At 45.0% G+C, this 11,718-nt stretch carries 11 protein-coding genes; 7 read left to right on the top strand and 4 right to left on the bottom strand.

Annotated features, from left to right (window positions below; all coding sequences use genetic code 11):
- Positions 1–205: 205 nt before the first annotated feature.
- From JQC93_RS00540 to JQC93_RS00530, 3 genes are read left to right on the top strand one after another with little or no spacing between them, the layout of a single operon-like run.
- Entirely contained in the window at positions 206–673 is a 468-nt protein-coding gene (locus JQC93_RS00540; RefSeq protein WP_084888924.1) for an RDD family protein, read from the top strand.
- A 60-nt stretch (positions 674–733) separates the two neighbouring features.
- A complete protein-coding gene (locus JQC93_RS00535; protein WP_205156533.1) occupies positions 734–1,123 on the top strand; it encodes a DUF3224 domain-containing protein in 390 nt (129 codons plus the stop codon).
- 34 nt (positions 1,124–1,157) lie between these two features.
- Positions 1,158–1,847 (top strand): aspartate/glutamate racemase family protein, encoded by a 690-nt coding sequence (locus JQC93_RS00530; protein ID WP_205156532.1) that lies wholly within the window; start codon positions 1,158–1,160, stop codon positions 1,845–1,847.
- A 42-nt stretch (positions 1,848–1,889) separates the two neighbouring features.
- Here the strand turns inward: JQC93_RS00530 and cysM are convergent, their stop codons facing one another.
- Both cysM and JQC93_RS00520 read right to left on the bottom strand, forming a co-directional pair.
- A complete protein-coding gene (cysM, locus tag JQC93_RS00525) occupies positions 1,890–2,777 on the bottom strand; it encodes a cysteine synthase CysM (RefSeq protein ID WP_456243394.1) in 888 nt (295 codons plus the stop codon).
- Positions 2,778–3,035: 258 nt separating this feature from the next.
- Positions 3,036–3,542, bottom strand: a complete 507-nt coding sequence (locus JQC93_RS00520; protein WP_205156530.1) for a DNA mismatch repair protein — start codon at positions 3,540–3,542, stop codon at positions 3,036–3,038.
- A 321-nt stretch (positions 3,543–3,863) separates the two neighbouring features.
- Here JQC93_RS00520 and JQC93_RS00515 point away from each other — a divergent pair, with 321 nt between their 5' ends.
- Positions 3,864–4,412 carry a ricin-type beta-trefoil lectin domain protein gene (locus JQC93_RS00515; RefSeq protein WP_205156529.1) on the top strand — a complete coding sequence of 183 codons (549 nt, stop codon included), beginning with the start codon at positions 3,864–3,866 and terminating at the stop codon, positions 4,410–4,412.
- Between the two features lie 189 nt (positions 4,413–4,601).
- Here the strand turns inward: JQC93_RS00515 and JQC93_RS00510 are convergent, their stop codons facing one another.
- On the bottom strand, positions 4,602–6,059 hold the full coding sequence (locus tag JQC93_RS00510; protein WP_205156528.1) for a hypothetical protein: 1,458 nt from the start codon (positions 6,057–6,059) through the stop codon (positions 4,602–4,604).
- Between the two features lie 785 nt (positions 6,060–6,844).
- Here JQC93_RS00510 and JQC93_RS00505 point away from each other — a divergent pair.
- Positions 6,845–8,089 (top strand): carbohydrate porin, encoded by a 1,245-nt coding sequence (locus tag JQC93_RS00505; protein WP_205156527.1) that lies wholly within the window; start codon positions 6,845–6,847, stop codon positions 8,087–8,089.
- 156 nt (positions 8,090–8,245) lie between these two features.
- Here the strand turns inward: JQC93_RS00505 and JQC93_RS00500 are convergent, their stop codons facing one another.
- Complete coding sequence (locus tag JQC93_RS00500; RefSeq protein ID WP_205156526.1) at positions 8,246–9,202, bottom strand: hypothetical protein; 957 nt, start codon at positions 9,200–9,202, stop codon at positions 8,246–8,248.
- A 366-nt stretch (positions 9,203–9,568) separates the two neighbouring features.
- Between JQC93_RS00500 and JQC93_RS00495 the strand changes: the two genes are divergently transcribed.
- Entirely contained in the window at positions 9,569–10,465 is an 897-nt protein-coding gene (locus JQC93_RS00495) for an AraC family transcriptional regulator (RefSeq protein ID WP_205156525.1), read from the top strand.
- 255 nt (positions 10,466–10,720) lie between these two features.
- Positions 10,721–11,710, top strand: a complete 990-nt coding sequence (locus JQC93_RS00490) for a TIGR00341 family protein (RefSeq protein ID WP_205156524.1) — start codon at positions 10,721–10,723, stop codon at positions 11,708–11,710.
- Positions 11,711–11,718 lie beyond the last annotated feature (8 nt).

The following is an 11,718-nucleotide window of genomic DNA, read 5'->3' as shown; positions in this document are numbered from 1 at the left end:
ATAAATAACAGTTATTACAAATTAATTTTGTAAATTCAGCAATAATCAAGCGGTTTGAACGGCCATGTTGCCCATTTGGGTCTGTACTACCTATTCTTAGTAGTATCCATTCGAACTTGGTCAAAATAAATGACACCGAATTTTTGCTTTTGACCGACTTGATGTAGCTTAGAAGTCAGAGACTTACAGACATTGGAAATCAACCATGCAACAAGATCATACTCCTCCCTACGTGCTTGCTTCACTTTGGGCAAGGTTTGCCGGAAACTTCATTGATTCACTCATAATCGGGATCGTTTTGATCCCCATCGTCTATTTTGCTGGTGGGTTTGACATGATGATGGAGTCACAACCTGCAGAGCCTAGCTTGGCGCAAAATGTGGGTGCGGCAATTGCGGGTTTAGCGGTTTATGCGTTGGTCAATTGGAAGTCACTAGAAAAAGACGGTCAAACGGTTGGCAAGCGCATTATGGGCACGAAAATTGTGTTCTTGGATGGTACACAAGCGGGGGCTGCGGATGTTGTGTTAAAACGTTACGCTGTCTATCTGTTATTGCCTCACGTTCCATACGTGGGAGGTGTGATCAGTCTAATTGGGCTGTTGCTTATTTTTGGCGGTCAGCAGCGATGCCTGCATGATAGGGTAGCAGGAACCAAAGTGGTGTGCAGTTAACGAAGTATTATGCAGTTAACGATCCTGGCATAGACAAATGAATACTCAAGGAAGATACAGATGAAAATTTCGGGTACGTTTGACGTTCAACTAAAACCTATTGATGGTTATGCAAAAGGCGAAGACGGCGTTAATTTAGGCCGCATGTCGATCGACAAAGTATTTGTTGGAGAGCTTGCGGCATCAAGTCAGGGTGAAATGTTAAGCGCCGTGACTCAAACACCAGGCTCGGCGGGTTATGTTGCTATTGAACAGGTGTCTGGCAGTTTAAGCGGTAAAAAGGGCAGTTTTGTGCTGCAGCATTATGGGGTGATGGATAAAGGGCAAGATAGGCTTATTCTCGAAGTTGTTCCCGACTCTGGTTGTGGTGAACTCAAAGGGATATCTGGGGCGATGTTGATCACCGTGGAAGATGGCAAACATCACTACGAGTTTGACTATCAGCTCTAGACGCCGAAATAGCGATTAATTAGGGAGAATAAGAGTGAAAACAATTGGATTGTTGGGAGGCATGAGTTGGGAGTCTACCGCGAACTATTATCGTGCGTTGAACCAACAAGTGAATGCTCAATTAGGCGGGTTACATTCGGCCAAAATTGTACTCAATAGCGTCGACTTTCATGATATTGAAACCCTGCAACATCAAGGACAATGGGAGCAAACGGCTCAGCTACTCGCCATTGCTGCACAAAATGTTGAAAAAGCCGGTGCAGACTGCTTGATGATCTGTACCAACACCATGCACAAAGTGGCCGACCAAGTGCAGCAGGCCGTCTCTATCCCATTACTGCATATCGCTGACGCGACCGCAACGGCTCTAAAAGAAGACGGTATGACCCATGTAGGTTTGTTGGGGACACGTTTTACAATGGAGCAAGATTTTTATAAGGGTCGCCTAATCGAGCAACATGGAATCGACGTCATGGTTCCCGACTCGACCGAGCAAACGGTCATTCACGATGTGATTTATAAAGAACTGTGCCAAGGAGTGATTAATCCAGCGTCTCGAGCCGCGTTTATCGCCATAATCGAGAAACTGCATCGGCAAGGTGCCGAAGCGATTATTTTAGGCTGCACTGAAATCGCGATGTTAGTCAAAGCAGACGATACCGAAGTGCCTTTATACGACACCACAGAGATCCATGCCGCCATGGGCGTGAGGTGGGCAATCTAAATTGGGGTCAGAGTCAATTGACTCTGACCCCAATGATTTAAATTAGTAGATCCCAGACGATAAATAGCGATCGCCGCGATCGCAAATGATCGTAACAATTACTGCATTTTCAACTTGCGCGCTTAATCGTAGCGATGCAGCGACTGCGCCGCCGCTGGATACACCACAAAATATCCCTTCTTGGCGTGCCAGATCGCGCATAGTGGATTCAGCTTCTGCCTGCCCAATGTCCATCACAGTATCGACGCGACTCGAGTCAAAAATTTTTGGCAAGTACTCTTTCGGCCATCGGCGAATGCCTGGAATACTGGCACCGTCCTCAGGTTGTAGGCCGATAATCTGTACATCTGGGTTTTGCTTTTTTAGGTAGGTTGAGGTGCCCATAATGGTGCCTGTAGTCCCCATCGCACTCACAAAATGGGTGATGTTGCCTTGAGTCTGCTCCCAAATCTCTGGTCCAGTGCTTGTCATGTGGGCCAATGGGTTATCGGTGTTGGCGAACTGGTCAAGTACTTTGCCCTTACCTTCAGCTTGCATCGCCTGTGCTAAATCTCGCGCACCTTCCATACCTTCTTCTTTACTCACCAAAATAAGCTTAGCGCCGTAAGCGGTCATTGCTGCCTTTCGTTCTTCGGTGGCATTTTCTGGCATGATCAGCGTAAAAGGGTACCCTTTTATTGCGGCAGCCATCGCCAGTGCAATTCCGGTATTCCCACTCGTGGCTTCAATGAGGCTGTCGCCCGGCTTTATTTCGTTGCGAGCTTCGGCCTGTGTGATCATGGACAGGGCCGCTCTGTCTTTGACTGAGCCTGCAGGGTTATTGCCTTCTAGCTTTAACAAAATGGTGTTGGATGTGTTTCCCTGAATGCGCTGCAAGCGAACCAGAGGTGTGTTCCCTACACAAGATTCTATGGTTGGGTAATCCATAATGTTTATTCCTTCTAACATTTTATGGCGATCGTCTATTAAGCCGTTTCAACATAAAGTCATAGCGATAACGTTGATTGACTCCATCATCGTTTATGTGACGCTCAATAATCAAGTTTGTTTTTTTAATGGATTCTTTGCTCAAAGCTGGATCGCTTAAAAGGCCGTGACGACTTTTATTTTATGAAGCACCTAATAAAAATATGATATAGCACTGCTAGCAATTGAAGCTGAAAGCTATAGCAACATTGTGTTGTGAGGCTACTTGGAGAGATCGCGAGCTAAAATCAGTGCAAGCCCAAATACCTGTAAAAACAGGGCGATTTGTTTAAACCACGAGACAGTGATCTGCTGTTGTGTCACTTGCTCGTTTATTTCTAGTGTTTGTAAGTAGTATTGATCAATGTCATTTCGATGGCGACTCTGAGCATGGTCGATAGCGTCAAACCAAAGTTGCACGTTCGAATTTGAGAGTGTTTCTGGAGGCTCGATGAGCCACGGAGAGAGTTGCGATGATACGAGTGATGCAGTTTGCTGATTTAATGTTGGCATTGTAGACATATAGAGCACTAAGTTTTCCTTTTTTCTTTCCAATGTATCGACACTGCTCCACGCGCGCTGAATCGCGTAACTGTTCTCGTCATTAATATCATTGAGTGCCGAAATGGCGCTGTCGAGCTGCTCGATTTTTGTACTGGAAATAAGCATGGCAACGATGTTTAACAGTAAACCCAGTAAGACTAATACCCATGGTTTAGGCAAACGCATAATGGCTCCACAGTTTCTATAACTTATTGGAGAGTATAGATCTAATAGAGCAATTCGGTTGGCCACCTATTGGCCAAAGCACAGCGTATGTCAAACTTCAGTGAACGCATGACGTTTAAGAAAGTGGCGCGAATCGTTACACAGGACTATCAAGTTCGTGAACCAAAGGTGTGTGTCCAGATTAGTTCCCGCTGGTGAATGCTGTGTGCTCGCCTGAGCTTTGGGGACGTTTGATTCTGCCATAGAGCTGAACTATGCTGAAAAATTAGGCGTTTGTCTTAGAGTATATCGACAATTAAATACGAACATTAAGGGAGTACAATGAGCCGATTACGCTGTGTAAAATTGACGTTGGTAGGAATGATTGCAACGGCAGCATTTGGGTTACAGGCTGCGGAATCATTGGTAGAAGTAAGACTGATCGCAGACCTTGATGATGAGCGCGGGTACTGTTTGGATATTGCCGGTGGACAAGGTGAACAAGCGCCGGTTGAGCGAGGTTTACAAGCACACACTTGTTATGATTACACCGGAGAAATTTTAGTGGATCAGGCATTTGTTGAGGGAGATTTTGCGCAGGGTCAGTTTAACATCCAGTATTTTGATGTTTGTATGTCTGCCTCAACCTTAGACGAAGGAGCAAGTCTAATGCTTGACGCGTGTGATAGTAGCGATTCACAAGGATTTGATTTCCAACAGAACGGCCAGATCGTTTTGAACGCTAATCCAAGTTTGTGTGTTACTGCAAGCGCCACAGAGAAGAAAGAGGGACGCGGAGGCAGCCCAGCACACGTAATGAGGCCTGTTACTTTAGAAGTGTGTGCCGACGATAACGCGGATTATCAGAAGTGGACTACGTTTAGCTTTTAATGCTCGTTGGCTGCCCTAGCCAACCAGTACAGAATAGTGAGCCAGTCATAGGTGTTCTTATGGCTGGCTTTTTTACGTTCTAACAATAATTCACATCACGACCCAGGGCAGGTGGGTGGGGCACAAGTAATTTTGAGTAATTTTGGACACACACCTATGAGGGTTGGTGTGTGTCCTGATTGCGGTTAATTATTGACAGGCGTTTGGGCTAAAGCTTGGTACCTCTGGATACATAACGTTTGGATCCGTTGGGCACTCTCTTACGTACGTCCCGTCACTGTTTGTGGTTGTCTTGTGTATGTATCCATCTTGATTACGCGCCGTGGTCACATAGGTGCCGGAAATGCTTTCGGTGATCTGCTTGTACCAACTATGGGGTTGGTTATCAAAATTGAATGATTCATCCCAAGCAACTGGCCATGAATCGATCTCAGCGCTGATATGCGAAAAGTCATCAAGGTCGAGATCGGCCAGAGACGACAGAGAATCTTGGAAAAAAGCGGCAAATTTTTGATTCCATAAATCGCGTCGGATTTCCTCTGCTTCAATGGCCTCTGGTAAAAGTGCTTGGTAAACACACAATGCAACGTTGGCGACATTGAAAGGGGGACTCGACCGCTGATAACTGGTGAAATCGGTATTAATGTCAGTGTAAATATTTTCTATTAGCACTTGGGTTGTGCATTGGTAGCTGGGGTTGTCGAAATCATTTAGGTAAGCGACAACACCATATTTTCGCATAGCACCGTGCTCATCGAGCTCTGCGTTAGTGTTGTCGAGGTGACGGTAGGTTTTATCTATTCTATCGGCAAAGTCGCTTTTAAAAAACACACTTCCTTCGAGTTGCTCATGCCTAAGCGCTGAGGTTGGCCGGGAATAAGCGTAGTCGAGTAGCCACTTGTAACCGCGCTGTTTTTCGTCGGCATATCGCTCAGTTGCTTCCAAGAACGTATAGGCATAGCTCCAAACATTGGCTCCGCTCGCAATTAAGTCAGCGCGCTCTGCGAAGCTTTTTTGATATCCCACCACTATGTTCATGGCAAGCTCGTGTGCCGCTGTGTCGCCATTGGCAATAAAATCACCGTAAATTTGTTCTGGGGTTAAATTGTAGATCCCGCCAAGATCGACAGTGGACTGATCTAAGGTCGTGAGGAGTCGTTTGTGTAGTTCGGTATTGTTCTTAATCCCTTCACAGCCCACTTCAAAATAGTCCTTTGACAGTTCAATGGACATCGCATCCCAGGCTAACGTAGTGAGTGGGGTGATGTGATTACTTTCATGGATATCTGCCTTTGAGGCAGGGAGTACCAATTGATAAGCTGCATTTACTGGACCTAGGTCTTCATCGATAGCCCCCACAGGAACATCAACAATAATAGGGACATAATCTAAACACAGCTGGTCGGAAGCGTTTAATTCAAGATTATATTCTCCAGCGCTGGTGCTTAAGGTGTTTGGCTCGCCTTTGTCTAAAAGTCCATTGTTATTAATATCCAAGAATATGGTTGCACCACTGACATAGCCATCGATCACTTTGCCTTTTACTGATGCTGTGGAGCTGGTGGGGGTAGAAGGTCCTGATGAGTCACTGCAACCGATCATGAATGAGGCTGCAAGCAATAGCGATATTGGTCGTCTAAATTCCATTTTATTTCCCTTTTCACGCTTAAAAAACAATAGGTTATATTTTAGGTTAAGTAGGGCTTCTAAAATGTGAGGGGGTAATGCTAACGCAAGGGGTGGTCAAAAAGTGAACAACAAAATGTAAGTCGGTGTAACTGACTGTGTAGGAAATAGCCAGAGATTGCTGAACGCTGGCCTAACGGCTTAATTCGCCACTATATATGGAATATATGAAAGAATCTTATGGCGATGCTCGTTTAAGAGAGTTTGGTGAAGGATCTATACAGATTTAACTTACTTAAATATTTCCTCGAGTGAGTCTCCAAGTGATTGTTCTGCCTACCTACACGCGCGCATGTGTCTGTTAGTTAGCTCATATCTGAGCCATAAATTTAAATCCAACCAACGATTCGAATCAAGTTTAACTTGAGCAATGGTTTTCCAATGCTCTAGATTTCGAACATAACTATTTTTAGCGTTAGTAATTTTTCCTTTGGCTCCTGAACAAAGAATTTTTTGCGACGTTAAGCCGGTTTTAATCATTCAAAAAGAAAAATTGACCTCAATTTTGTAGCACGAGCGTGTTTATCTCTGTTTCTGTTTGTAAACGTTATCACGTAATATATTTCGCTATATTATGTTTTATCCGACTTTATGTGAGACCAATTCCAATATATTGGGTAAAAATATTAAACGATATAAAAAAGCGACAATTGACTGTGTAAACGTTTCCATAGGGATTTACTATTTGTCCTGAGTCTGGCTCTCAGACACAGCCCAATAATTATAAATGGAACGGAGACACACCAATGAAACAGAAAGCGCTTGTTAAAGCCCTCGGGTTAGCTCTTACCCTAGCGCCTTTCGCTGTATTTTCAGCAGTGGAAAACGTGACCTATTTTGGCTATGCAAAATGGGGCAACATTTACACAGATAATAATGAACACAATGATGGAAAAGGTGAACTTAACGACGTAATTCGTGCTGAAGCCGGTTACGGAAACTTCCGCTTGGGTAACGAGCTTAACTGGTGGGAAGCTGGTGTAAAAGCGGATATATGGCGCGATGGTGATGCTTATTTCGACACCACTTTGTATTTAGGCTCGGGGGACGCATGGGGTGATGTAAGCACTATCCAATTGTGGTCTGCTGGTCATGGCCTGATTGAAGGTCAGGAAAACGCAAAAATATGGGCGGGTGAGCGCTTTTATCGTCGTCATGAAGTACACATGATAGACATTAAGTACTGGGACACATCAAACACCGGTATTGGTCTTGAAGACTATGATGTAGGTTTTGCTAACGCACACGTTGCTTGGTTTGCACCAAGCTCAAATGGCGGTGATGAAAGGACGTTGCACCATTTTGACTTAAGGCTAAGCGATATTGCATTGAGCGACAGTGCCGATCTTACATTAGGCTTTAACTACATTACCGAACATAACTCGACCTATGACAACAGCAACATTACAACCTCGGGTTCTATGTTTACTGCGTCCTATCGTCAGGGTTGGGATTACGGTTCTAACACCTTCGTGTTCCAGTACGGTACCGATGGTCTTGCTGGTGGCTTGATGAGCGCTGAAGGGGGCTCGGATCGCAAATACAGCACTGGTGAAGAGCACGATGGCAGCAGCTGGAGAATCTTTAATTCTGGTGACCTGAATGTTAATGAAGACTTCCAAGTCATGTACTCAATTGCTTACCAAGACAAAAACTTGGACAACAATGAAGGTGAGCAGTGGTTTAGTGTGGGTGCGCGTCCTCAATATGCATGGAACAATTTTATGTCCACCGCGGTTGAAATTGGTTATGAAACCGTCGATGCGCAAAATGGCGCGGGCACCAATGACATGTTTAAAGCAACGGTGGCTCAGCTGTTCCAAGCGGGTAAAGGTGTATGGGCTCGTCCATCATTTCGTATTTTCGCCACCTACTCAGACTCAAATACCGAGTGGGACCGCAGCGGGACTACCTATGGCAAGGCTATGCATAGTGGGACTGGCAATGTTGAAGAAGTCACCTTTGGCTTCAATGTTGAAACTTGGTGGTAAGGCAGTATTGTCTGACCAGGCTGTTTGCTTATTAGAAACAAAGTCGGCCTAACCGACTCAAAATGACTTACTTAGAAACGGCGGCACGCAAGGATATGCGTTGCCGCTTTTTCAGGATGTACCAATTTAATTAAGATGGGTATTTTTTAAATTGCGCTACTCTACGGTATATCTCACGATCACTTCGTTATCCAATATGAGATTAGTCGACCAGATAAACTCAGCTCCTTTTCCTGTGAACAGTTCTTGAAAGTTCATGTAACCGTTTTTGTTGTTTACTCCAATTTGCTCCTCGGTGTAAGTGGTAGCTAATGGCCAGTCTGAATGGTCAAAGGTGTCAGTCTGCCATCCATTTGGCAGGGCCCAATGCAGGGCATTGATGTCGTCGGCACTGTTTCGTCCCGATGTATCACAAGAAGCGCTTTCTCTAAGAGTCCCCTTTTCTACAACACAACCTAGATCGTATATGGGTGCAATATAGAAGGTTTGCGCATGCCATTGGTCGCTCGTTACCGTACCATCACTAAAGCTTGCGATTAATCCCCCGTCACCAGGCTGATAGCTATTACCGCGACCACTTTCAGAGCCAACGCCAAGGTTTTCTTCCCAATCAATCAGTTTAATCGCAATGGTGTAAGGGCGATTGACCTTAAATTTTACAACGCTTGAGTTAAAGGGCGTAAAGGGGACGGCATCCACGGCAATCAGTTGTCCATTGATGTACAACTCAAAGTAATTGTCTGCAAAGAGGTAACCGGTGATGATGTCACCTGACTCGTCTACCGTCACCACAGGGACAGACTGCACATCAACGTCATTGATGCTGTTGGAACGATTACCCGAACACTCGTCGTACATATTGTCAGCATAGGGCCCATTTAAAAATTCATTATCTGCCGGGACGGTCCATGTTTCTCCGTGTATATCGACGATCTCACCTTGTCCTGCAACCCGTGCACGCCCTTGTTCACACTCAAATAAGGATTCTATTTTGGTGGTTGCTTCGCCTTGGGTTACAGATCCAGTTCCTGCATATTCTTGTGTGTTTGCATATAGAGCCGCTGGAAAAAGAAAGACCAAGGGCAATAAAGTTACGCGTGATATTGCTATCATAATTTCCCAATATTTGTTGAGGTTCCCTAATCAAAATGTAGGTGATTAGTGTCAATTAGCAATACTTACGGTACTTCAAAGCAAAAGGTTTGCAAAATTCAGCTGAATTGACAGCTTATATAATGTTAGGAAAGGGGGTTGTGTTCGTTCGACGTTAAGAGAGAGTAGAGCGGTTTTATTAGCCCTTTTTTAACAAGCAGATTCAATGTGCGAGCCATTAATGAGAGCCTGATGCTGTGATTACTCTCAATGCTGCCCTTATCTGAGCGCCATTGTCTCTAATTTTTGCCTATTACTCTCACGTTATTGAACTGAGAATAAAGCGGTGCTAGGTTGACTACATGTGTTATTGACCTAGGTATAGGCATGAGTAAGTCTCAAATTAAAGCACTGATAGAGAGCAGAGTGAGCTCGGATGGGATGACCGAAACAGGGATAAAAGGGGTCAAACTGTTCAGAGTCACTACTCCAGTTAACTGCGCTCCAGCAGTTTATGAACCAACCGTTATTGCGATTGTGAGTGGTGCAAAAGAAGCGATATTGGATGGCAATCGCTACGCGTACGACAGCAACCAATACATGTGTTGTTCGATGTCGATGCCTGTTGAAGCAGGTACCCCAGAAGCGTCCCCTGAAAACCCGCTATTGGGTGTGTACATTTCTTTAGACACCAAGGTGATGACTGAACTGGCGATTGAATCTGAAAGCGCCTTAGGAGCAATACGCAAACCTCAAGGCCGCTCACTTCCTCCTGGATTAGCCCTTTCGCAATGGGATGATGGATTTACAGATGCTCTGCACCGCTTACTCATGTTAGGCGATAATAAAGCCGATACATCCATTTTGGGTGACGGTCGTCTACGTGAATTGTATTACGCAGTTCTCAAAGGCGAGGCCGGCGAATCCGCCCGAGGTGCATTTGGTGTTGGAAATGAAATCGCACGATCTATCGAATATTTATCTTCTCGCCTAGATGAGACCGTGACAATAGATGATATGGCAGCCCAAGTTGGAATGAGCCGCGCGGTTTTGCATCGTAAGTTCAAACAAGCGACGTCAATGTCTCCCATCCAGTTTGTTAAATCGATGCGCCTCAATAGTGCGGCAATGAAAATTGCGAGCGGAATGAACGTAAGTACCGCGGCAATGGAAGTTGGCTATGCCAGCTCCTCCCAATTCAGTCGAGAATTTAAGCGCATGTATGGACAGTCACCAAAACAATGGAGCCATACCAAGGCGATCCCTGAAGCGTTAGCTTCGTAACTATAAAGTGAACTATAAAGTGAACTATAAAGTGAACTATAAAGTGGACAGGCACATTTGGGGGTTATACGTCACTGTGCGTATAACAGAACAGGCACATTAATCCACACTCTAATAACAGGGACTGGCTTAGGTAAAAGTTACTTGCACCTAAAATTCACAATCCATGGCTTTTCTTGTGATAGATACAGCTTATCCGTTTAAGGGGCTTCATAATTCAGGACAGGCACCTTAAAAACCCGGAACCAACCAATTATGGCGCAACGTCTTATAAAAATAGTAATGGCTCCTACTTACCTTGAACGTAGTAGAAGCCTTTTAGACGAGTTAGACAACCTTACCTACTGGGAAGAAGAAGAGTCCGAGAATAGTGTGGTGTGCAATGTCTTAAGCAGTGTCGAGCGCTGTGAAGAAGTCATGGATTGTTTCGAGCAACAGTTTGCTCACAGTGAAGGCTTTCGAATGATAGTGTTTCCTGTTGAGGCTACAGTGCCACGGATTATAGAGCCTGTAGAAGATTCGACGACCGAAACCAAGGCTGATAAAGCCGCGCGAGTCAGCAGAGAAGTGTTGTATAGCACAATCGTGGACAGTACTAAAAACAACCGCACTTATGTAATGATGGTTGTGTTATCGACGGTAGTTGCGTCGATTGGCCTACTTAACAACAATGTTGCCGTCATTATTGGCGCAATGGTAATAGCGCCGTTTCTAGGTCCAAATGTTGCGCTAGCACTGGCAACATGCTTAGCTGACAAGGAGTTAGGGAACAACGCGCTAAAGACTTTTGGCAGTGGTATTTTGATCGTGTTGGCACTAACGATTTGTGCTGGGTACTTATTGCCGGTTGATTCAACCGTCCCGGAAATCGCTGCCCGAACTGAGCCCAGTTTTTATGACATTGTACTTGCGCTAGCCTCCGGTGCAGCGGGCGTATTAGCGTTCACAACCGGTGCATCGGCTTCGGTCATTGGTGTTATGGTGGCTGTTGCCTTGCTTCCGCCTTTAGCAACCTTTGGGTTGCTGTTAGGGAATGGAGAGGTAGGGCTTAGTTTTGGCGCATTACTCTTGTTCTTAGCTAATGTTATATGTGTCAACCTAGCTGGTGTCGCCACCTTTATTTTTCAAGGCGTTACGCCGAGGGTTTGGTGGGAGGCGGATAAAGCCCAAAAAGCGTCGAAAAAAGCTCTAACGATTTGGGCTATCGGGTTATTTTTATTGTGTACATTATTAATTATTTGGTGAATCGCGCA

The organism is Vibrio ulleungensis, from assembly GCF_016900875.1.
GTDB lineage: Bacteria > Pseudomonadota > Gammaproteobacteria > Enterobacterales > Vibrionaceae > Vibrio > Vibrio ulleungensis.
This window is presented reverse-complemented; position numbering and strand designations above follow the sequence as displayed.